Source organism: Hymenobacter mucosus, assembly GCF_900188255.1.
Taxonomy (GTDB): Bacteria; Bacteroidota; Bacteroidia; order Cytophagales; family Hymenobacteraceae; genus Hymenobacter; species Hymenobacter mucosus.
Map to the genome: position 1 here is coordinate 63,593 of NZ_FZNS01000005.1, position 22,494 is coordinate 86,086.

A 22,494-nucleotide genomic window follows, 5' to 3' on the forward strand; every position below is an offset into this window, starting at 1 on the left:
TTTCCTCATTTCTGAAACCCGCCCTTCCCTCGCCCCGGCGGGCTACTACCAACTGATAACCAAGCAATGAAAATATCCCTCGACTGGCTCCGTACGCTCATTCCCACCGACAAACCCGCCGAAGAAATCGGTCAGCTACTCACTGGCTCCGGGCTAGAAGTAGAGGGAATTGAGGAGCTGGAAAGTATCCCTGGCGGCCTGCGGGGCGTAGTGTTGGGCACGGTGCTCACCTGCGAGAAGCACCCCGATGCCGACAAGCTAAGCCTAACCACCGTGGATGTGGGCGACGCAACGCCCCGCCAAATTGTGTGCGGTGCTGCCAACGTGCGGGCCGGTTTGCGCGTGGTAGTGGCCCTAGAGGGTGCCACGCTTTATCCGGCCCAGGGTGAGCCGTTTAAAATTAAGAAGTCTAAAATCCGTGGGGCGGCTTCTGAGGGCATGATTTGCGCCGAGGACGAAATTGGTCTGGGCACGTCTCATGCGGGCATTATGGAGCTGGAAACCGAGCTGCCCAATGGTACCCCCGCCGCCGACTACTTTGGCCTGGGTTCGGATTCGGTATTTGAAATTGGCCTGACGCCGAACCGGGCCGATGCTGCCTCCCACTACGGGGTAGCACGGGAGTTGCGCGCCCTGCTGCGCCAGCCCTGCCACCTGCCCGATGTAAGCCAGTTTCACGCTCCCAGCGAGGCTGCCCACAACATCGGCGTACTGGTGGAGGATGCCGCCGCTGCTCCGCGCTACGCTGGCCTGCTACTCGAAAACGTGCAGGTAGGCCCGTCGCCGGAGTGGTTGCAGCGCCGCTTGCGTAGCATTGGCCTTTCGCCCATCAACAACGTGGTGGACGTCACCAACTTCGTGCTACACGAGCTGGGCCAGCCCCTGCACGCCTTTGATGCCAACCAAATTATGGGCGGGCAGATTCGGGTGAAGCGCGCCGCTGAAGGCGAGAAATTTGTGACCCTAGATGGGGCGGAGCGCACTCTGAAAGGCGAGGATTTAGTTATTGCCGATGCCAACGGCACTCCCATAGCCCTGGCCGGGGTGTTTGGCGGCAAAACTTCCGGCGTATCGGAGGCTACTACTCGCGTGTTCCTGGAGAGTGCCTACTTCAACCCCGCGGTGGTGCGCAAAACCAGCCAAACGCACCAGCTTAAAACCGACGCTTCTTTTCGCTTCGAGCGGGGCACTGATCCGCACATGGTGCTAGTGGCCCTGAAGCGGGCAGCTTTGCTGCTCCAAGAAGTAGCGGGCGCCACCATTGTAGCACCAGTAGTTGATGCGTACCCCACTTACATCGGGCACGCTACGGTGCGCCTGCGCCTGCCGCGGGTAGAGAAGCTGGTGGGCCAGTACATCGCGCCGGAGCGCATTCGTCAAATCCTGACCGACCTCGACATCCTGATTGCAGAGGAAAGCCAGGACGAGGCCGGCCACACCGAGTGGATTCTGTCGGTGCCGCCGCACAAGGTAGACGTGACCCGCGAAGCCGACGTGATTGAAGAAATTCTGCGTATCTACGGGTATAACCACGTCGCCCTGCGCCCCCACAATGCGGCGTCCTTCCTGGCCAAGTTCCCGAACCCCGACCCCGAAATCATTCGCCAGAACACGGCGCGCTTGCTGAGCGGGCAGGGCTTTTCGGAAATTATCACCAACTCACTTACCAACTCGGCTTACTTCGAGAAAGGTGAGGAGCGAGATGAGACGCTGGTGCACATCTTGAACTACAACAGCGCCGAGCTGAACGTGATGCGCCCCACGGTGCTGCATAGCGGCCTGGAAGTGATTCGGCACAACGTAAACCGTCGCCAGCGCGACCTGAAACTATACGAGTTCGGCAAAACCTACCACTTCGTAGGAGGGCAGTACCAAGAGAAAAACAAGCTTGTCATTTACCTCACCGGCAATGCCGCCGCCGAATCGTGGCAGCAGAAGTCGGAGAAAGCCACCTTCCACCAGCTGGCGAGTGCCGTGCAGCAAGTGCTGGCTTCCTTAGGCTTCTCCGCGCCTACCTCGCAGGCAGTGCAGCATCCGTACTTGGCCGGCGGCCTTACACTGTTGGCCCAAAACCAGCCCGTAGCGCATCTGGGTGCCGTATCGGGTCCGGTGCTCAAGCGCCTTGATGTGAACCAGCCCGTGTGGTACGCTGAGCTGGACTGGGATTGGCTGACCAAGAAATACAAGAACAGCTTGGTGGCCCGTGAGCTACCCAAGTTCCCGGAAGTGCGCCGCGACCTATCCCTGGTAGTTGATAAAACCGTAACCTTCGACCAGCTTCAGCAAATTGCCCGCCGCACGGAGAAAAAGCTCTTGCAGCAGGTAAACGTGTTTGATATATACGAGGGCGAGAACCTGGGGACCGACAAGAAATCTTACTCCGTAAGCTTCTTCCTCCAGGACCCTACCCAAACCCTAACTGACCAAGCCATTGACGGCGTAATGCAGCGTCTGATTCAGCAGTTTGAGAAGCAGGCTGGCGCTCTTATTCGGAAGTAATTTTCTGACTACAGAATGTGTTGAGTTTCTTAGTATAAGTCAATAGAAACCAGTTTATTTACCCGTCCTCTCCTGCAGATGACGGGTATTTTTTTAATCCAATTACTACGTGTTTATGTCTCCTCGCTATTTCCTGGGCCTACTAGGCCTGGTGCTGATGGTTGCCCCCGCCATAGCTCAGCAAAAACCAACCAAAGCTCCCATTGCTAAAACTGCCCCTACCTCTTCGTCGGGCACCCGGCTGGTGGAGAAAGTGACCCGCAAGGGCAATGAACTGGTGATTCCGTACGAGAAATACGTGCTGCCCAACGGCCTCACCCTCATTGTCACGGAAGACCACTCCGACCCCTTGGTGCACGTAGACGTGACCTATCACGTAGGCTCGGCGCGGGAGCAAGTCGGCAAGTCGGGCTTCGCGCACTTCTTTGAGCACATGATGTTTCAGGGCTCCGACCACGTGGGCGACGAGCAGCACTTCAAGCTGGTAACGGCGGCTGGCGGCAACCTAAATGGTAGTACCAACCAGGACCGCACCAACTACTTCGAGACGCTGCCTAGCAACCAACTGGAAACAGCTTTATGGCTGGAAGCCGACCGCATGGGCTTTTTGCTGGATGCCGTAACGCAACCAAAATTTGAAAATCAGCGCTCCACCGTGAAAAACGAACGGGGCCAGAACGTTGACAACCGCCCGTATGGTCGTGCTTATGAGATAGTGGGCCGCACCATGTTTCCCTACGGCCATCCATACTCCTGGCCAGTCATTGGCTACCTCGAAGACTTGGACCGGTCGGACGTAAATGACCTCAAAAACTTCTTTCTGCGCTGGTACGGCCCCAACAATGCAACTCTGACCATTGCGGGTGATGTGCAGCCAGCCCAAGCAGTGCGCTTGGCCGAGAAATACTTCGGCCCCATTAGCAAGGGGCCGGCCGTGCGCAACGTCAAGCTGCCTGCTCCGGTGCTTGGCCAGAACCGCTACGTGAGCTACGAGGATAACATTACCCAGCCGATGCTAATGCTATCCATGCCTACGGTGCCAGTATACCACCCCGATGAAGTGGCGCTAGACGCAGTAGCCGACCTGCTTGGGGGCGACAAAAACAGCTTGCTTTACAAGAATCTGGTGAAAAATCAGCTGGCGCCAGAAGCGTACAGCTATCAGAGCAACTCTGAGTTAGCTGGTGAGTTCGTAATTGGGGTAATGGCTTTTGAAGGGCAGCGCCTAGACAGTGCCGAAGCACGAGTACGCCGCACCCTGGCCGAGTTCGAAAAGAAAGGAATTGCCGCGGCCGATTTGGAGCGCTACAAAACCCAGGCTGAGGTTAATCTGATTAACAGCCTGAGTAGCGTAGGGGCCAAAGCCAGCCGCCTGGCTCAGTTCCAAACCCTAACAGGCAATGCTAACCTGTTGCCCGTGCAGCTTCAGCGCTTACGGGCCCTTACTCCAGCTTCGGTGCAAGCAGCTTACAACAAGTACCTGCGGGGCAAACCGGCCGTTATCCTGAGTGTAGTGCCGAAAGGTAAGCCCGAATTGGCAGCCCGTACCGACAACTTCACCATTGACAAAGCGGGCTATAAGGCACCAGCCGACGAATACGCGGGGCTAAAGTACGCGAAGGCCAAGGATAGCTTCGACCGGGGCAAGCAACCTACATCTGGCGCCAATCCCGTGTTAAAGGTGCCGGCCTACTGGCAACAGGAAATGCCGAACGGCCTGCGGGTTATCGGAACCCGCAACGATGAGGTGCCTACTATTACTATGCTGCTCACCATCCAGGGTGGGCAGCGGCTCCTTCAAGCGCACCCAGACAAAGTAGGTCTGGCCGAAATGACGGCCAAAATGGTCAGTGAAAGCTCGCAGAAGTATACCACCGAGGAGCTAGACGCCAAACTAAAGGCGCTGGGTAGCAGCATGTATATCTCGGCCGGCGACGATGACATCAAGGTGTACGTACAAAGCCTGACAAAAAACCTCGACCCTACCCTGGCACTAGTGGAGGAACGCTTATTGCATCCCCGCTTCGACCCCAAAGACTTTGAGCGCCTAAAAAAGCAGCAGCTGGCAATGGTAAATGACTTCCAGAGCCAAGCGCGTGTTGTGGCAGACTTGGTATTCAATGGCCTGGCCTACGGCCCCGGAAACGTAACTGGCCTTGCCGTATCGGGTACGCCGGCCAGTGTCGCCGCCATTACGCTCGATGATGTAAAGCAGTTTTATCAGCAAAGCTTCGCCCCCAATGTGAGCCACCTGACCCTGGTAGGTGACGTGACCCAGCAGCAGGTGCTCCCGAAACTGGGCTTTCTACAGGCATGGCCGCGCCATGAGGTGCCCGCATTAGTAGCAGCACCAGCTGCTGCCCAACCCGATAAAACTAAGCTCTACTTTGTGGCGAAAGAGAATGCGCCCCAATCAGAAATTCGGATTGGCTACCTTACCTCCCTGCCCTATGATGCCACGGGTGACTACTACCGCGCCACTCTGGCCAACTACCTGCTGGGTGGAGCTTTCAATTCCCGCGTCAATCTGAACCTGCGGGAAGACAAGGGCTACACCTACGGCGCCTTCACTGACTTCAGTAGCACCCGTTATGCTGCGCCTTTCACGGCCCAGGCCGGCGTGCGCGCTGATGCCACCGCCGCTTCAGTACGGGAAATGATGAAGGAGTTGACCAACTACCGCAACGGTATTTCCGCCGACGAGCTACAGTTCCTGCAAGCCTCGGTAGGCCAAAGTGAGGCGTTGAAGTACGAAACCGGTGGCCAGAAAGCCCAGTTTTTAAGCCGGATGTTGGAGTACAACCTCAAGCCGGATTACGTAGATCAGCAGGCCACCATCCTGCGTCAGCTCACCGTTGCCGATGTGCAAGCTGCGGCCCAGAAAAACCTGCCCGTTGACAATATGTACATCGTGGTAGTAGGCGACCGGAAGTACCTGCCGGAGCTACAGCAGCTCGGCTACGAAGTAGTAGAAACCAGCTTTGCCAACAATGTGGTGGCCACGACTACGGCCACTACCGCTAGCCCGGCGCCAGCCGCCCTGCCAGAAGGCAAACTGAAAGTTGAGGATACGGAAGGACGGAAAATGAAGGTAAAGCGTAAGTCAGGCAAGTAAGAAAACGGGGATAGTACTGAACACTCTCTTTGGGTTCGGCGTTTTCTTGCGGGAACAGCCAAATCCGAGGAGAGTGTTTGTGCGGTTGAGGTTTGTTACCTTCACCAAAAAAATCTCTTCACCCGCATGGCCTCTTCTCAGCAGCTTGCTCAACTTGACCGCCTAGAGCGGCAGGTAACCACCTTAGTGGCTGCCTATCAGCAGTTGCGCGAAGAACTGGCCGATTCGCAAACCACCATTCAGCAGCTCCGGGCCGATGTGCGCGACCGGGAGCGGCAGTTGAAGGATTTCCAGAATCAGGAGAATATCACTAAACTTGTCAATACCATAGCAGGAGAACCTGCCAATGTCAACGAGCTGAAACTTCGCCTTAACGAATACATCCGCGAAATAGATAAGTGCCTTGCCTATTTGAGGGAGTAACGACCACCCAAACCCACCGCCCACTGGCTACTGATGTCTGAGCTGTCCATTAAAATCCGCGTTGCTGACCGGGACTACCCTATGCGGGTAAGCCCCCAGGACGAAGAGCGCCTGCGCCTCGCGGGCCGGCTGCTCAATGAGCGGCTAAAGGAATTCCGAGACCAGTATGGCATTCAAGACAAGCAGGACCTGCTGGCCATGATTGCGCTATCGACAATGGCTGACCGCCTGAAGGTCAGCAAAGAAAAGGACGGGACCGATGCGGCCCTCACGGAGCGCCTCGCGCGCCTGGATGAGGTGTTATCGGGAGTGGTGCTGGGCTAACCCAAACGAGGGGTAGCGCCGGCGCGAAGTGGAAGCCTGTAGCGGGGCAGGGCAGTCGGCCCCGCCCACTGCCCGGCCTTGGATTGTGTTTTCATGCTGTGGGTTACCCTTTCTTAAACCCCATAGCTCATGTCCACCTCTCTTTATATTGCCCTAGCCGCCGTGCTGGCCCTCGTGGTCGGCGTCGTGGTAGGGCGCCTGCTGGCCGGAAAGGCCCGGCAGGACCACGAAGCCGATGCCAAGGCCCGCGCTCAGCAGCTACTTGCTGATGCCGAACTGCAGGCTACTCGCACCCGCGACGAGCGGATTCAGCAGTCAAAGGATAAATTCCGCACCCTCAAGCAAGAGTTTGAGCAGGAAAGCCGCCGCCAGAAGCAGGCCCTCGATCAGGAACTGACGGAGCGCCGCGCCGCCGTTGTGGAGCAGGAACAGAGCATTAAACAGCTCACGCTTACAACCCAAAAGCAGCTGGAGCAAATTCAGCGCAAGGAAAAAGAACTAGAAGCTACCCGCGAGCGGATAGAAACTCAGGCCCAGCAGCAGCGCGAGAAGCTGGATGCCCAAGAAGAAAAGCGCCGCACAGTGCTGGAAAACCAACTGGCCAAGCTAGAGCAGCGCGAGCAGGAGGTAGAGCAGGAACTGGAAGAACGCGGCCAGGAGCTGAGCTCTAAGCTCCAGCAGGTGACGGCCCAGCTTGAAAGCATTTCGGGTCTTACGGCTGCCGAAGCCCGCGAGCAACTAGTAGAGTCGCTCAAGAATGAGGCGCAGATTCAGGCGTCTTCCTACATTAAGGACGTAGTAGCTCAGGCCAAGCTATCGGCCACTAAGGATGCTAAGAAAGTAGTGCTGGAAACCATTCAGCGCACCGCCGCCGAACACGCCATTGAGAACTGCGTGTCGGTGTTCAACATCGAATCAGACGACGTTAAGGGCAAAATTATCGGCCGGGAAGGACGCAACATCCGGGCCTTAGAAGCTGCCACTGGCGTTGAGATTATAGTAGACGATACTCCCGAAGCCATCATCATCTCTGGCTTCGACCCCGTGCGCCGGGAGGTAGCCCGTTTGAGCTTACACTTGCTGGTGAAAGACGGCCGTATTCACCCGGCCCGCATTGAGGAGATTGTGGCCAAAACCCGCAAGAACATTGACGAAGAAATCGTCGAAATTGGGGAGAAGACCATCATTGATCTGGGCATCCATGGCTTGCACCCCGAGCTTATCAAGATGGTAGGACGGATGCGCTTCCGTTCTTCCTATGGTCAAAACCTATTACAGCACAGCCGTGAGGTAGCCAACCTTTGCGCTACCATGGCGGCCGAGTTGGGTCTGAACGTGAAGCACGCCAAGCGGGCAGGCCTCCTGCATGATATTGGCAAGGTAAGCACGGAGGAACCTGAACTGCCCCATGCCATCCTGGGCATGGAGATGGCCAAGAAATACAAGGAACACCCCGACGTGGTAAATGCTATTGGCGCCCACCACGACGAGATTGAAATGACGGCCATGATTTCGCCCCTGGTGCAGGCCTGCGACGCCATTTCTGGCTCGCGCCCCGGTGCCCGCCGCGAGATGATGGAGAGCTACATCAAGCGGCTTAAGCAGCTAGAGGAAACTGCTAATGGCTTCAAAGGCGTGAATCAATGCTTTGCTATTCAGGCTGGCCGGGAGCTGCGCGTGATGGTAGACGCAGAGAACGTAACTGACGAGCGGGCCCAGGAACTGAGCTACGAGATTTCTCAGAAAATTGAGAAGGAAATGCAGTACCCAGGTCAGATCAAAATCACCGTTATCCGCGAAATGCGCGCTGTCGCTTACGCCAAATAACACGCCAGCAACTGCTGATTTCCCAAATACAAGAACTGCCCCCGTCGCCTAGGCTGCGGGGGCAGTTCTTGTATGTAGTAAAGTCCAGCGAGCCAGGAGTAGTCGGAGTAGAAAGAGCTTTACAGGTGCAGCCTTTCGCTTAGTAGTAATTGCGGTAGGGGCGGTTTAGCTGGGCTTTTCAAGCTTAGCAAATAGGTTATTTAAAGCTTCGGCCCAGGTAGGGTGCGCAAATACGGTATTCTGTAAGTCGTCGCAGGTTAAGCCACCCGCCATGGCTAGCTGAATCATGGACATGATTTCGCCACCTTGTTCACAGAAAATGGCAGCTCCCAGCAAGCGGTTGCGTTGGTCTACCAGCACTTTCATAAGGCCGGTGGTGTGGCCCGTTTCCCGCGCCCGCCCCACGTACTGCACCGGCATCACTGCCACCCGGTAGTCTACTTTTTCTTCCTGCGCCTGCTTTTCCGACAAGCCAATACGGCCTAGTTGAGGCTGAGTAAATACTACGTAGGGGAGAGGCCGGGCCTTGGCGGAGCGGCGGCGGCTGTGCAAAATAGAGTCGCGCACGACGCGGTAATCGTCGTAGCTGATGTGCGTGAACTGAGGGCCGGGGTGCACATCGCCGAGGGCGTATACGCCCCGCACGTTGGTTTGCAGACGCTCGTTTACCAAGATATAACCTTTCTCATCGATTTTGATGCCGGCAGCTTCCAAACCAAGATCATCGGTGTTGGGCTCCCGACCAGTGGCTACCAGCAGGTGGGAGCCGCGCAGGCGCCGCTCTCCGGTGCTTGTATGGGCCGTGAGGGTATAAATGCCATCGGCATTGCGCGATACTCGGCGTACCTCCGCGCCCAACACAAACTCCACTCCATCCGACTCCAATTGTTCTTGCATGGCCGCGCATACGTCATCGTCTTCGCGCTCCAGCAACTGTTCTGATGTTTCGATGATAGTAACCCGGCTCCCAAAGCGACGGAACATTTGGCTGAATTCCAACCCAATGTATCCGCCCCCCAAGATGATGAGGTGCTCGGGTATTTCTTTCTGGTCGAGCAGGTCGTTGGTGGTCAAAAAGCCACTTTCCGCCAAGCCTTCAATAGATGGAATACTTGGCCTAGTACCAGTGTTGATAAAGATAAGCGGAGCCGTTAGTTGCTGGGCGCTGCCGTCAGATAAGTCAACGCGAAGCGTACGCGCCCCAGTGAAGGTGGCATGACCGTGTAGTACTGTAATGTTGGTGGCTTCCCGGGTGAGGTTCTTCTCCACTCCGGCCCGCATTTCCTCAATGATGCGGTCCTTACGGCCCACCACAGCTTTAAAGTCGATTTCGAGACCCTTGGTTTTGATGCCGTACTCGGGCGCGGTGGTGATGTGGTGAATTCGCTCGGCAGAGGCTAGTAGGGCTTTGGTAGGAGAGCAACCATAGTTGATACAAGAGCCGCCCAGTAGGTACTTTTCTATCACTGCTACCTTGCGGCCCGCTTTCGAAAGAGCAGTAGCTAGCGGGTTGCCGGCTTGGCCAGAGCCAATAATTAGTGCATCGTAGCGGGAAGTAGGCATAAAAAGCGGAACTTGAGGGCAACAGGTTTACGGAACATAATGGTTGCGAAGCTGAACCATACTGTACTGCTATACGGCCTCGTCCCGTCTGCGGCTATGCAACGAAAGAACGGGATTGTCGTTCTGCCCCAAAATTCCCCTATCTCCCAGCATGATTTCTGTTCGTTTCTTACGATTACTCTTACTAGTAGGTCTCGTGGGCCTGCTGGGTAGCTGCTCTTCACTCTACTTTCCGCCACCCCCGCAAGTGCCGCTGCTCACTCAGAAAGGCGAATGGAGCGGTAATATACACACTAACTTCAGCCAGAATACCAGCATTCAAGGGGCCTATGCCGCTACCAATCACTTGGGTGTGATGGGGTCTGTATCTTTTCTGCACTCCGATAAAAAGAAAAGAGCCGAGGACCATGACTTTGGCGAAGTGGGCATAGGGTACTATACCCGTATTCGCGATACCCGGGTGCTGGAGCTATATGGTGGGTACGGCTTCGGCAACACGCGGCGCATAGAGCGCACGCCTTCAGAAGGCATTACCCGCACGCTAGAAGGCGACCTGACCAAGTATTTCGTGCAGGCCAACTATACTTCTAAAGAGCGCAAAACTTACCACGTGCTGGGCCGCGACTGGCCCGTAAGCTATGGTACGGCGCTGCGCATGAGCTACGTACAGCTTGATAATTTCCGCCTCGACAATGCCGCGCACGCTCCGGAAGACAATGTATTTTTGGAGCCCATTACCTATACCCGCGTGCAACTGGTAGGCCCTGTGCAATTTCAAGTCATTAGCGGTAGCAATTTTGGCCTCCGCCACCGCAAATACCTCAAGGCTGCTAACGCCGTGTTTCAGTTTGGGCTGATAGTAAACCTAGGCGGACAAGCGGGCGACAAGTAAGGCTGAGCACTTAGCAAGGGCTGGCAGGCGCTTTGCGTAAAATTGCTGTGTAGACCCTGCAAATACCTATTAGAGGTACTAATAGAGCTCAGCAAGAGTAGCTGTCATTACGATGGGGGAGTGGAGCTAACTAGTACTTGTAGTGTATAGGCTAGCGGCTCTAAACTGTTGATCTCGACAACTCCGGGGTCGGGTGCCACAGCACCAAAACGATTAAGCCACACGGGCCGGATGCCTACGGCTTTGGCCCCTTCCACATCAGCCAGCCAATTGTCGCCGACGACTACTGTTTGCTCAGGCTGGGCCTGCAGACGTTGTAACGCCACCTGAAAGATACGCGGGTTGGGCTTGGTAACGCCTACCTCTTCCGAGGTGATAAGGGCATCTATTAGCCCGTCCATTCCTAAAAAACGGAGTTTATCTTGTTGCTCGGCCGTGCGGTTGTTGGTAATGATACCAACACGGTACTTAGGCTGCAAGGCCTTCAGTAGGGATAAGGCGCCAGGTACGGGGTGGCGCAGGCGCTGGTAATGGGTGTAGTGAAAGCTAGCGAATTGGTCAGCTTCAGACTCGGTAGAGAATACGTTGTAGGGCGCTAACAGGCGCTGAAAGCGTATGCGCCTAGCCTCCTGGTAGCTGTACTGCCCGGCCAGTACCTGCGGGTGCATTTCTTCGAGCAACTCACTGTAGCGCTGATATAGTTGCTCTAGCTCCAGGGGTAGCTGCAGGGCAAGTTGCGAGGTGCTGGCCGCCAGCGCCGCCCGGGCCGTGTTGGCATGGTCGAAGAGTGTATCGTCGAGGTCGAACAGGACGGTAGTAACAGGCATGGCTGCAAGGGGTAGGGTTAGCAGAAACGGAAGAGCGAACAGTTTCTAGTGAGGGAGTAAAGCCACCAGTTCACTATGCAGTTGACGGGGTGAGGCCTACAAAAAAAGCCCCGACGAATGCCGGGGCTTCTCTTTTCAAGGGCGCAAAATTAGTTGCTACCCAGTACGCGCAGCATCGTGTCACCGATTTCAGCGGGCGAGTCTACTACGTGAATGCCGCACTCGCGCATGATGGCCATCTTGGCAGCCGCCGTGTCGTCGGCGCCACCTACAATAGCCCCAGCGTGACCCATGCGGCGGCCGGGAGGTGCAGTTTGGCCGGCAATGAAGCCTACCACGGGCTTCTTGTTGCCAGTTTCTTTGATCCAGCGAGCAGCTTCAGCTTCCATGCCACCACCAATTTCGCCAATCATTACGATGCCCTCGGTTTCGGGGTCGTTCATGAGCAGTTCTACGGCTTCTTTCGTGGTAGTACCGATGATGGGGTCACCGCCAATACCAATGGCCGTGGTCTGACCCAAGCCCGCTTTCGTGAGCTGGTCTACGGCTTCGTAAGTCAAGGTACCCGATTTGGACACGATGCCCACGCGGCCTTTCTGGAAGATGAAGCCGGGCATGATGCCTACTTTGCACTCACCGGCCGTCATTACGCCAGGGCAGTTAGGCCCAATCATGCGCAGGCCTTCGCGGCCTTTGAGGTACTCTTTTACCGCAATCATATCCTTGGTAGGAATGCCTTCGGTAATGGTAACTATTACTTTAATGCCGGCGTCGGCGGCTTCCATGATGGCATCGGCGGCGAAAGCCGGGGGCACGAAGATGATGCTCGTGTCGGCGCCGGCTTGCTCTACGGCCTCAGCCACGGTGTTGAACACGGGACGGTCGAGGTGCTGGGTACCACCCTTACCGGGGGTTACACCACCTACTACGTTGGTGCCATACTCAATCATCTGTTGGGCATGGAACGAGCCTTCGGAGCCGGTGAAGCCCTGCACAATCACTTTGGAATCCTTGTTGACCAGAACACTCATAGAAGCGGGGTTAGAAGAAAATGCACGTTGAGGGTGGGGACTGGCCACCGGCCAAGGTCGGCGGCCGGGCAAAAGTAGGCTTTTTTGCATGTAGGGCGAAGCCCCGCCCGGTTTGAGTCCGGTAAAATCTATTAAAACCTTCCGCAGACGCTCAGATCAGGTACGAAAGCGGCGCCTCCCCCTACAAATCCGTACCTTTGCGGCCTCTCTCCCAAAACCACCTCCTCTCACGTCACCACCCATGTATTTAAATAATATTGTTGAGGCCATCGGTAACACGCCGCTCGTGAAGCTCAACACCGTTGCAGCCGGAATACCCGGTACCATCCTCGTCAAAGTAGAGTACTTCAACCCCGGCAACTCGGTGAAGGACCGCATGGCTGTGCGAATGATTGAGGACGCAGAAAAAGCAGGCCTGCTCCAACCCGGCGGTACCATCATTGAAGGTACTAGCGGCAACACCGGCATGGGCCTCGCCCTAGCTGCCATTGCCAAAGGCTACAAGTGCATCTTCACGATGAGCGACAAGCAAAGCAAGGAGAAGCAGGACATTCTGAAAGCAGTAGGAGCTGAGGTAATTGTGTGCCCCGTGGACGTAGCCCCCGACGATCCGCGTAGCTACTACTCCGTGGCCCGCAAGCTGAACGCTGAAATTCCGAACTCTTTCTACCCAAATCAGTACGACAACCTCTCTAACACCGCGGCGCATTACGAAGCGACCGGCCCCGAGATTTGGCAGCAAACGGAAGGGCGCATCACCCACTTTGCGGCCGGTGTGGGTACGGGCGGTACCATTTGCGGTACGGCTAAGTATCTGAAGGAGCAGAACCCCAACCTTGTGGCAGTAGGATTGGATACCTATGGTTCCGTCTTCAAGAAATACAAGGAGACGGGAATATTCGATGAAAACGAGATTTACCCGTACAAAACCGAAGGAATCGGCGAAGACATTCTGCCTAAGAATGTTAACTTTGACCTAATTGATCTTTTTATCAAGGTGTCTGACCGAGATGCTGCCGTCATGACGCGGCGCTTAGCCAAGGAAGAGGGGTTATTTGTCGGCTGGTCATGCGGTTCGGCGGTATACGGCGCGTTGGAATATGCCCGGGAGCACCTCACGGCAGATGATACGATGGTTATCATTTTGCCGGACCATGGTACCCGCTACTTGGGCAAAATTTATAATGATGACTGGATGCGCGAACAAGGCTGGTTATAAGCTGTTGTTCACGTTCGCACTTACTAAAACTCAACTGCGATATGGCTCACAAACTGCGTAACGTCGTGCTGGTAGACGACAATGAAACTACCAGCTTCCTCAACAACCGTCTGCTGAGCCGCTTGAATATTGCTGAGCAGGTGCACACGTTCTCTAAAGCCGACCAAGCATACGAGTTCTTGTGGGGCAGCCGCGAAACCGAAGCCGCTGGCAAGGAAGCCCCCGATTTGGTGTTTGTGGATCTGAAAATGCCGGGTATGGATGGCTTTGAGTTCTTGAAGCTTTATAATGAACTCCCCACCCAGGCCCGCGAAAAAACGGTAATGGCGGTACTCACGACCTCCATGCATGCTGCCGACACTGCCCGGGTAGCTCAGTACGAGGGGGTAGAGTACTTGGCTAAGCCTCTCACGGAGGAAAAAATGCAAAAACTGTTAGAAAAGCGCTTCTAACAAGCATACCAAAAGCACTTGCTGCTTATAGAGAATGGAGAAGGCGGCTCTACAGGGTAGAGCCGCCTTCTCCATTCTATGTGGTTTCAGCCTATCTGGCTACACTACATTCTCTACAAAGCGGAAGGCTTCGCCGTCGAATAGCCCTTTGTCGCTGAGCTTGAGGCTAGGGATGACCAGGAGGGCCATGAACGAAAGCGTCATGAAGGGAGCCTGCAGAGTAGAGCCCAACTGCTTGGCCAGCTCATCGACGCCGGTATAGGCCTTTGCCACTTGGTCGCCTTCTTGGTCTGACATGAGCCCTGCTACGGGTAACGGAAGAACTAGCTCTTGTCCGTCGGGGCCCACAACGGCCAATCCACCGCGGGCTTCAATTACCAGATTGACGGCGCGCGCGAGGCTTTCGTCGTCGCAACCAACGGCAGTGATGTTGTGCGAGTCATGGCCGACACTACTAGCCAAGGCGCCCCCTTGGAGTCCAAACCCCCGAATGAACGCTACTGCTGGCGGAGCAGGATGGTATCGGTTCACAACGGTCAGCTTTAATATATCCTGCGCCACATCGGGTACTACGAGGCCTGCTTCTGTAGGAGCCGGTACGTCGTGGCGGGCCGTGATAAGCTGCCCGTCAAAGCACTCAATCAACCGGATGGTAGCACTTCCTACGGGAGCGGGTAGTTGGAAGGCGGGAGCAGCAACGGGAGTAGTATTGAAGTTATTGACCACGGCCACCGGTACGGGTGGTAGCAAAGTCTTGCCGTTTTCGGCTACTAGCTCGCCATTGAGGTAGGTTTGGCGAATAGTGAAGTTGGAGAGGGAATCTAGCACAATAAAATCGGCGGGGTCGCCCTCCCGGAGCAAGCCCACGGGCAGGCGGTAGTGTTCTACCGGATTTCGGCAGGCCACTCGCAGCACTTTAAATAGATCCTGGCCCCGGTCCACGGCCCGCTGCACCAGTTGGTTTATGTGGCCCAGCACCAGGGTGTCCGGATGCTTGTCGTCGGAGCAAAACATCATGTGCTCGAAGTGCTCCGGTAGCAAATCAATAAGCGCATCGAAGTTGCGGGCTGCTGAGCCTTCGCGCACCAATATTTTCATGCCCACGGCTAGCTTATCTACGGCTTCCTCGGCCGTAAAGCACTCATGGTCGGTGCTGATGCCAGCCTCCGCGTAGCGCTGGGCGTCGGCGCCACGGAGGCCAGGGGCGTGCCCATCTACAGGGCGGTTGTACTGCTGAGCCAGGCGAATCTTTTCCATTACTAGCTCGTCGCGGTTCAACACGCCGGGCCAGTTCATCATCTCGGCCAAGTAGCCGATGGCCGGGTAGTTCTGAAAAAGCTGCTCAATATCCGCCGCCGTTATTTCAGCACCGGCCGTTTCAAAGGGGGTTGCTGGTACGCAGGAGGGGGCGCCAAAGCAAAACTTAAAGGGCACCTGCGCACCGTTTTCTAACATGTACTCTACTCCGGCCACACCCAGCACGTTGCCAATCTCGTGGGGGTCCGACACGGTAGCTACCGTGCCGTGTACTACTGCAAGGCGGGCAAACTCCGATGGGACCAGCAAAGAGCTTTCCACGTGCACGTGGGCATCCACGAAACCAGGCAGAGCATAGGGCAAGTTGGGGTCGGGAGAAGAAGCACCAGTAGGCTCAATAGCCCGGATTCTTCCTTCTGCCACGTGGATGGTAGCCGGCTGTATTGTGTTGGTAAATAGATTGATGGCGTTGGCTTGGAGCTGAAATTCGGCGGGCATAGGGCAGGAGGGAAGCCGGGGGAAAGTTACAGTGGAGCCGCGGCTAACGGGTAAAGAACCGTATATTTGCCGAAAATCCGCGCCGTGAGAAAGATTGTGACTTTACTGCTGGCTGCCCTGCTCGGGAGTTCGGGCCTGCTGGCTACGGGGTGCGCCAGCCGCACTCCCCAACAGAAAAAAACTGCGTCTTTCAAGCGTAAAGCCAAATTCGGCAAAACGCCCTGCCCGTGCGAGAGTCATTAGTAGCTAGGGTAGTTAGCCCTGCGGTATGGCCGCCTTGGCAAGCGCTACGCTGCGTCTGATTGTAAGTGAATACAGCGACGTTTCTTTCCTCCACAATCTGCCTTGCACCAGCCTGCTCTTTTGCTTTGAAAGAACTGGGGCGTACTAGTCCTGCCTTCTTCGCTTATTCATACACCCCGTGCCCATGTCCGAGTCGCCCTTAGCTGCCCTCCGTACCGCCGCCGAATCTGTACGCCAGCAGCTGCAGGTTAATGCCTTTGATGCCTTTGCCGTGCAGCGCCTCGCCGAGTTTATTGAAGGCCAACGCGCTAGCATTAAGGCGCCTGAGGAGGAGGGTGTTATCATGGGCCTGGGCTGCTTTTTGGGCCAATGCTTGGTGGATACCTACGGTGGTACGTGGGCCAAGGGCCCAGATGGCACCACGGGTATCGGCATCAACCGTACTACTTTTTTTAACCCCTTTTATCGCGTGGCACAGCACCTCCGCCGCGGCGAGTCCGAATCGGTGGTGACGTTCTTCGCCCAGATTCCGGACCGCTTGGCCGCTACGCCGACCCGCAAAAACTGGATTTCGTGAGCCCTGTCAGCCCTTCCGCCCCGAACGACCTCGTCATGCAGAAAATCGTCATTGCCATCGATGGCTACTCTTCCTGCGGTAAAAGCACGACGGCAAAGGCCGTAGCCGCCGAATTAGGCTACGCCTACATTGACACCGGCGCCATGTACCGGGCCGTGACGCTGTACTTGCTGGAACACGATATCCGTTTTGATGACTTACCCCGCGTGGAGCAGGCCCTGCACGAAATGCACATCACCTTCAAGCGCAACCGCAAAACGGGCCGCAATGAACTCTGCCTCGATGGTACTATCCGGGAAGATGAAATTCGGCAGATGCGCATTTCCAACTTGGTAAGCGAGGTGTCGGGTATTCCGGCCGTGCGGCACGCTATGGTTAGTCAGCAGCAGCGCATGGGCCGCAAACGAGGGGTAGTGATGGACGGGCGCGACATTGGCACAACTGTTTTCCCCGACGCGGAGGTAAAGGTATTTATGACGGCCGATGTGCTGACGCGCGCCTTGCGCCGTCAGGAGGAGCTGGCAGCCAAGGAAGAGCACGTGCCCGTGGAAGATATTGTGGAAAATCTACGCAAGCGCGACCACCTGGATTCCACACGTACTGAAAGCCCCCTACGCCGCGCGGCCGATGCGGTACTGCTCGACACTACCCACATGATGATTGACGAGCAGGTTGACTTTGTTCTCGAACGGGTGTCTGCTACCTTATTTGCTCAAGCCGTGAGCAGCCAGTCACAAAACGGCAGTGGCGCCGGTATATAATACAGTTTTAAAGCGCTACGCTGACGGCTTAGGCACTAGAATTGCACGCACGATTGTTTACTTGCTGACTACCGGCTATTCGATCCGGCGGCCCTAGGCATAACGCACTACGTTCATGAACGTCACTATAGATAAGAATTCCGGCTACTGCTTCGGCGTCGAGTTCGCCATTCAAATGGCGGAAGACGAGCTGGCGCAGGAAGAGACCTTGTACTGCCTCGGCGATATTGTGCACAACCGCATGGAGGTAGAGCGCCTGCATGCCCTCGGGCTGCGCATCATCGACCGGGAACAACTGCAGGAGCTGCATAATGCCAAGGTGCTGATTCGGGCGCACGGTGAGCCTCCCGAAACGTACGAGTTGGCGTTGCGCAACAATATTGAGTTGATTGATGCTTCGTGCCCGGTGGTGCTCAAGCTGCAAAACCGGGTGAAGCATGCTTTTGATAGCACGACCCGCCAAAACGGACAAATCGTTATTTACGGGCAGCCGGGCCACGCAGAGGTTACAGGCCTTACCGGACAGACGCGCAATCAGGCCATTATTGTGATGACCGAGCAGGATCTTGACCAGATTGACTTCGCCCGGCCCGTGACCCTATTCAGCCAAACAACCAAGAGCACCGCGGGCTTCTACCGCATGAAGCAGGTGATTGAGGAGCGCATTGCCGCCGCAGGAGGCTCAGTAGAGTCGTTTGACGCCAATGACAGCATCTGCCGGCAGGTAAGCAACCGGGAGCCTGCTTTGGCCCGGTTTGCAGTGGAGCACGACGTAATCGTGTTCGTGAGTGGCCGCAAAAGCTCCAACGGGAAAGCCTTGTTCTCCGTGGTAAATAAAACCAACGCGCGCAGCTACTTCGTGGAGAATGAGCAGGAGCTGGACGACGAGTGGTTTCACGGTGCATCCTCGGTTGGCATCTGCGGCGCCACTAGCACGCCTATGTGGCTGATGCAGCGCGTGAAGGAGCGCATCGAAGAAGTAGCAGAGCACGTAGCATAAGCTGCTCCCACGCTTATTTCTTTGGTAGTTGATACGCTACTACTGGCAATACAAGCCCAACACACAAGCTACCGCCGATTTGGTTTCAGCCAGATCGGCGGCTTTGTTTTCCGGTAGCTGGAATATCTTGCGGCCTAAGGTAGCCGTCACCAAGGCTACCCAACCCATCGTTCATGCGGCGTCTTCTCAACTATTTCCTTAGCGGCTTTCTCATTGTAGCCCCCATTGGGCTGACGGCGTACATTCTGTACGCGCTACTAAGCTGGCTTAATGACCTGTTTGCGGGGCTCAGCTTTGACGTGCCAGGGTTGGGGCTAGTAGTGGCCGTGCTGCTGGTGACGGTAGTAGGCTTTGTGGCCAAGTCGTTTATGGTGCGCCCGTTTCTCATTATCACGGAGCGCCTACTGCACCGTACGCCCTTGGTGAGTATTATTTATTCCAGCCTCAAGGATTTGTTTGATGCTTTCGTTGGCGACAACCAGAAGTTTAACCGGCCGGTGCTAGTGCGCATGAGCAGCTCCGAGCAGCTGTTCAAAATGGGCTTTGTGACGCAGCCCAGCATGAGCGCAATTCAGCGCGATGACTTGCTGGCTGTGTACTTTCCTCACTCCTATAATTTTTCGGGTGAACTGGTGTTGGTGCCCATCCAGAACGTAACCTACCTAGAACTACCTAGCAGTGAGGTTATGAAGTTCATCGTTTCCGGTGGCGTGTCGCGGATGGGGTAGGGGCGGAGTAGGCAGTATCTTCGGGTCAGCGCTGGCCGTGTTCTACTGCTTAAGGTATAAGCACAGGGTAGAAAAGCACGCGGGAAAGAACATGCGGCAGCTCACGGGAGTACAAGTGCGGAAGCAACGTTTCGCGCATCGGCTCTCATGACAACCTACTGGCACTTCCAAAAATACGGCTCGGGGCCGCGCGTGGTACTGGCCTTTCACGGCTATGGGCAAGGCGAAGGGCACTGGCGTACTATGGTAGGTGTGCTGGGCCCAGAAGTGACGGTGTACGCCATTGACCTGTTTTACCACGGCCGTAGCCGGCTGGCAAAGGCCGATGCCCCCCTAACTAAAAGTCGGTTAGGAGAGCTGCTGGGGGATTTTTTGCGCGCTCAAGGGATTGGGCAGTTTAGCTTGCTGGCTTTTAGCATGGGGGCCAAATTTGCGCTTACAGCCGTAGAGGCCTTTCCTGATCAGGTAGAGCAGGTGTGGTTGATTGCGCCCGATGGGTTGCAGCGGCAATTCTGGTATTCATTGGCTACGTACCCGCCCTGGATGCGCGGGGTGCTCGGCCGGGCCGTGCTACGCCCTCAGCGCTTGTTACGCTTCCTGGACAGCCTGCACGAGCGGCGCCTCGTAGACGGCAACCTCATTCGCTTTGCGCAGTGGCAGCTAGACAGCCGCGAGAAGCGCCTGCGCGTGTACCGCAGCTGGGTAGGCTTCCGCCACCTCACGTTTAGCCTGAAACAGCTAGCTACAGTGCTCAACCGCCGCCCAACTCCAGTAACGTTCTTCCTCGGCCGCCACGACCGGGTAATACCTCACGCTGGTCTTCAGGGCTTCATAAACTCATTGCAGCACAAGCGCACAGTGCTGTTAGATGCGGGCCACGCCGGCCTGATTTATGATGTGGCTTCCTACCTGCGCCGCCACCCCGAAGTGCGGCTGTAGGCAGTTTAAGTCAGCCGGCTAGGGTTGCTTTTCGAGTTCTTGTTCCAGGGTGCGGTACCCGTCTTCATCAAACGCCACAAGTACTACCTCCTGAGGATGCTGGTGCTCTGCCAGAAACTGCCGTATCTCCCGCACGGCAATGCCAGCCGCCTCGGCTTTGGGGTAGCCGTAGATGCCGGTGCTAATGCCCGGAAACGCTACGGTGGCGGCGTTATACGCTGCGGCTAGGCGTAGGCTGTTGCGGTAGCAATTCGCTAAAAGCTCCGGTTCGTGTTGTTGGCCTCCGTTCCACACGGGGCCTACGGTGTGAATAACGTGGCGGGCAGGTAGGTTGCCGGCAGAGGTAATAACTGCGTGGCCCGTGGGTAAGCCGCTACCATAGTGCTCGGTCCGCAGGCGGCGGCACTCCTCCAAAATAGCGGGGCCACCCGCCCGGTGGATAGCTCCATCTACCCCGCCTCCACCTAATAGGCTGGAGTTGGCCGCATTAACAATAATTGTAGTGTCGAGCTTAGTAATATCACCACGGTATAAGAAAAGGCGGCCGAAAGAGCGGGCGTGGGTGCACCAGTTGGGAGGGGAGGAAGCCATTGCACAGAAGCAAGCGTAGGGTTAAACCTGTCATCAAGAGTAGGCTGGGCCTTCGTACGCAAAACACTCCCCAAGGGCTGCTACGCCTCAGTCTAAAAATCCAACGGTTCAGTACCCATAAGCAGCAGTTGGGTAAGGTTTGATTGGGGCCGGTTGCGGGCCGCTATATGTTTGGGCATCCTTTCACCCTAGCCTCTGACACTCATGGAAACTACCCGCAACCCCCAGCTCTGGCGCTTGGCCAAACAGCGCGCTAAGTTCAAGTCACACCTCTTCACCTACTTATCTGTGAATGCCTTGTTGTGGATAATTTGGGCGATTACTGATCGTCAATCCTCGCCTCTGCCCTGGCCTGTTTGGTCCACCGTATTCTGGGGAATTGGGGTATTTCTGAACGGGCTGGGCGTATACGGTGGCCTTGATAGGGGTAACCTCTCGGAGCGGGAGTATGAGCGGCTGGTTCGCCAGCAACAAGAGAAGCGGTAAGAAGCGGCGGGCATTCTACTGGGCGGTGCAACCTTCCGGGTAAGGAGGTAGTTTGTGGCAGTATGAAAACCCGCCGTTTCCTTCCCCTGCTACTGCTGGCTCCGCTGGCCTTCACCGCTTTCATTCCTGGTCCGCCCGCGCCGGCTGCCGATGCCAACTTGAGCAAAATCAAGCTGCCGGCCGGCTTTACCATCAGCTACTTTGCCCAAGGCGTGAAAAGTGCCCGCGAACTAGCAGTAGGCCCCGATGGCACCGTGTACGTGGGCACCAAAGACGACAAGGTATTTGCCCTGCCCGACCGTAATAAGGACGGCCGCGCCGATGAGGTAGTAACAATTGCTACGGGCCTGAACGCGCCCAACGGGGTAGCCGTGCGCAATGGGGCCCTCTACGTGGGCGAAATTAACCGCATCGTGCGCTTTGATAACATTGCCCAGCGCCTGCGTCAGAAGCCCAAGCCGGTGGTCGTGTACGATAAGCTGCCCAACAAGGACTGGCACGGCTACCGCTACATTTCCTTCGGGCCCGATGGCAAACTGTACGTGCCCGTGGGGGCGCCGTGCAACAGCTGCCTACCCGAAGATCCAATTTATGGTACTATCAACCGGCTAAATGCCGATGGTACGGGACTGGAAATATTCGCCTACGGAGTTCGTAACACGGTTGGTTTCGACTGGAGCCCCAAGGACAAGGCTCTGTGGTTCACGGATAACGGCCGGGATATGCTGGGCGACAACCTGCCGTCCGACGAGTTGAACCGCGCCCCCAATGCTGGACTGCACTTCGGCTTCCCCTTCTTCTTTGCCGGCGACGTGCCCGACCCTGAGCTAAGCAAAGGTAAGTCGGCGGCTACCTATGCCAAGCCCGCCCGCAAGCTGGGGCCCCACGTGGCGGCACTAGGAATGAAATTTTATACGGGTAGCAAGTTTCCGGCCCAGTACAGAAACCAGATTTTTATTCCCGAACACGGCTCCTGGAATCGTAGCAACAAAATCGGGTACCGCATCAGCCTCGTGAAGCTCGATGCAACGGGCAAGCAAGCCGTGAGCTATGAAACCTTTGCCGACGGCTGGTTGCAAGGACAGAAGCCCTGGGGCCGGCCTGTGTGCCTGCTGGTGCTCCCCGATGGCTCCCTACTGGTGTCTGACGACCAGAACGACGCGGTGTACCGCATCAGCTACAAAGGATAAGTAGTACCCAAGTGCGATGGAGAAAAGAGAGCCTACTGGATGGGTGCGCTAG

The 22,494-nt window shown here is 56.2% G+C and carries 19 protein-coding genes and 1 pseudogene; 15 read left to right on the forward strand and 5 right to left on the reverse strand.

Going from position 1 to position 22,494, the window contains the following annotated elements; genetic code table 11:
* The first annotated feature begins 66 nt into the window (after nucleotides 1-66).
* From pheT to rny, 5 genes are all read left to right on the forward strand, one after another.
* Nucleotides 67-2,499 (forward strand): phenylalanine--tRNA ligase subunit beta, encoded by a 2,433-nt coding sequence (gene pheT / locus CHB83_RS12990; RefSeq protein ID WP_089332947.1) that lies wholly within the window; start codon nucleotides 67-69, stop codon nucleotides 2,497-2,499.
* Between the two features lie 115 nt (nucleotides 2,500-2,614).
* Entirely contained in the window at nucleotides 2,615-5,614 is a 3,000-nt protein-coding gene (locus tag CHB83_RS12995; RefSeq protein ID WP_089332948.1) for a M16 family metallopeptidase, read from the forward strand.
* A gap of 126 nt (nucleotides 5,615-5,740) precedes the next feature.
* Complete coding sequence (locus CHB83_RS13000) at nucleotides 5,741-6,037, forward strand: hypothetical protein (protein WP_045687575.1); 297 nt, start codon at nucleotides 5,741-5,743, stop codon at nucleotides 6,035-6,037.
* Nucleotides 6,038-6,070: 33 nt separating this feature from the next.
* On the forward strand, nucleotides 6,071-6,361 hold the full coding sequence (locus tag CHB83_RS13005; RefSeq protein ID WP_045687574.1) for a cell division protein ZapA: 291 nt from the start codon (nucleotides 6,071-6,073) through the stop codon (nucleotides 6,359-6,361).
* Nucleotides 6,362-6,490: 129 nt separating this feature from the next.
* Nucleotides 6,491-8,188 carry a ribonuclease Y gene (rny, locus tag CHB83_RS13010; protein ID WP_089332949.1) on the forward strand — a complete coding sequence of 566 codons (1,698 nt, stop codon included), beginning with the start codon at nucleotides 6,491-6,493 and terminating at the stop codon, nucleotides 8,186-8,188.
* 165 nt (nucleotides 8,189-8,353) lie between these two features.
* Here rny and CHB83_RS13015 read toward each other — a convergent pair whose 3' ends face one another.
* Complete coding sequence (locus tag CHB83_RS13015; RefSeq protein ID WP_089332950.1) at nucleotides 8,354-9,751, reverse strand: mercuric reductase; 1,398 nt, start codon at nucleotides 9,749-9,751, stop codon at nucleotides 8,354-8,356.
* 151 nt (nucleotides 9,752-9,902) lie between these two features.
* On the opposite strand from CHB83_RS13015, the gene CHB83_RS13020 reads away from it, so the two are divergent.
* A complete protein-coding gene (locus CHB83_RS13020) occupies nucleotides 9,903-10,643 on the forward strand; it encodes a hypothetical protein (RefSeq protein WP_045687572.1) in 741 nt (246 codons plus the stop codon).
* A gap of 107 nt (nucleotides 10,644-10,750) precedes the next feature.
* Here the strand turns inward: CHB83_RS13020 and CHB83_RS13025 are convergent, their stop codons facing one another.
* Nucleotides 10,751-11,470 carry an HAD family hydrolase gene (locus CHB83_RS13025; protein WP_089332951.1) on the reverse strand — a complete coding sequence of 240 codons (720 nt, stop codon included), beginning with the start codon at nucleotides 11,468-11,470 and terminating at the stop codon, nucleotides 10,751-10,753.
* Between the two features lie 149 nt (nucleotides 11,471-11,619).
* Nucleotides 11,620-12,501: a succinate--CoA ligase subunit alpha gene (sucD, locus tag CHB83_RS13030; protein ID WP_089332952.1), complete on the reverse strand. Its 882-nt coding sequence runs from the start codon at nucleotides 12,499-12,501 to the stop codon at nucleotides 11,620-11,622.
* 241 nt (nucleotides 12,502-12,742) lie between these two features.
* Between sucD and CHB83_RS13035 the strand changes: the two are divergent.
* Nucleotides 12,743-13,717: pseudogene (locus CHB83_RS13035) on the forward strand (PLP-dependent cysteine synthase family protein); the annotation flags it as partial.
* A 44-nt stretch (nucleotides 13,718-13,761) separates the two neighbouring features.
* Complete coding sequence (locus CHB83_RS13040) at nucleotides 13,762-14,172, forward strand: response regulator (protein ID WP_045687570.1); 411 nt, start codon at nucleotides 13,762-13,764, stop codon at nucleotides 14,170-14,172.
* A gap of 99 nt (nucleotides 14,173-14,271) precedes the next feature.
* Here the strand turns inward: CHB83_RS13040 and ade are convergent, their stop codons facing one another.
* Nucleotides 14,272-15,927, reverse strand: a complete 1,656-nt coding sequence (gene ade, locus CHB83_RS13045; RefSeq protein WP_089332953.1) for an adenine deaminase — start codon at nucleotides 15,925-15,927, stop codon at nucleotides 14,272-14,274.
* 427 nt (nucleotides 15,928-16,354) lie between these two features.
* Between ade and CHB83_RS13050 the strand changes: the two genes are divergently transcribed.
* The 5 genes from CHB83_RS13050 (at nucleotide 16,355) to CHB83_RS13070 (ending at nucleotide 20,175) form a co-directional block, all read left to right on the forward strand.
* Nucleotides 16,355-16,747 carry a hypothetical protein gene (locus tag CHB83_RS13050; protein WP_045688870.1) on the forward strand — a complete coding sequence of 131 codons (393 nt, stop codon included), beginning with the start codon at nucleotides 16,355-16,357 and terminating at the stop codon, nucleotides 16,745-16,747.
* 35 nt (nucleotides 16,748-16,782) lie between these two features.
* Entirely contained in the window at nucleotides 16,783-17,508 is a 726-nt protein-coding gene (gene cmk, locus CHB83_RS13055) for a (d)CMP kinase (protein ID WP_089332954.1), read from the forward strand.
* Nucleotides 17,509-17,623: 115 nt separating this feature from the next.
* Nucleotides 17,624-18,508: a 4-hydroxy-3-methylbut-2-enyl diphosphate reductase gene (locus CHB83_RS13060; RefSeq protein ID WP_045688868.1), complete on the forward strand. Its 885-nt coding sequence runs from the start codon at nucleotides 17,624-17,626 to the stop codon at nucleotides 18,506-18,508.
* Between the two features lie 173 nt (nucleotides 18,509-18,681).
* Nucleotides 18,682-19,236, forward strand: coding sequence for a DUF502 domain-containing protein (locus CHB83_RS13065; protein ID WP_089332955.1), 555 nt, complete (start codon nucleotides 18,682-18,684; stop codon nucleotides 19,234-19,236).
* A gap of 147 nt (nucleotides 19,237-19,383) precedes the next feature.
* On the forward strand, nucleotides 19,384-20,175 hold the full coding sequence (locus CHB83_RS13070) for an alpha/beta fold hydrolase (protein WP_089332956.1): 792 nt from the start codon (nucleotides 19,384-19,386) through the stop codon (nucleotides 20,173-20,175).
* 18 nt (nucleotides 20,176-20,193) lie between these two features.
* On the opposite strand, the gene CHB83_RS13075 is transcribed toward CHB83_RS13070, so the two are convergent.
* On the reverse strand, nucleotides 20,194-20,766 hold the full coding sequence (locus tag CHB83_RS13075) for an O-acetyl-ADP-ribose deacetylase (protein WP_089332957.1): 573 nt from the start codon (nucleotides 20,764-20,766) through the stop codon (nucleotides 20,194-20,196).
* A 204-nt stretch (nucleotides 20,767-20,970) separates the two neighbouring features.
* Here CHB83_RS13075 and CHB83_RS13080 point away from each other — a divergent pair, with 204 nt between their 5' ends.
* A complete protein-coding gene (locus CHB83_RS13080; protein WP_045688865.1) occupies nucleotides 20,971-21,252 on the forward strand; it encodes a 2TM domain-containing protein in 282 nt (93 codons plus the stop codon).
* Between the two features lie 62 nt (nucleotides 21,253-21,314).
* The gene (locus CHB83_RS13085; RefSeq protein WP_089332958.1) at nucleotides 21,315-22,442 is read left to right on the forward strand and encodes a PQQ-dependent sugar dehydrogenase; all 1,128 of its coding nucleotides are present in this window, start codon (nucleotides 21,315-21,317) and stop codon (nucleotides 22,440-22,442) included.
* The last annotated feature ends 52 nt before the right edge of the window (nucleotides 22,443-22,494 follow it).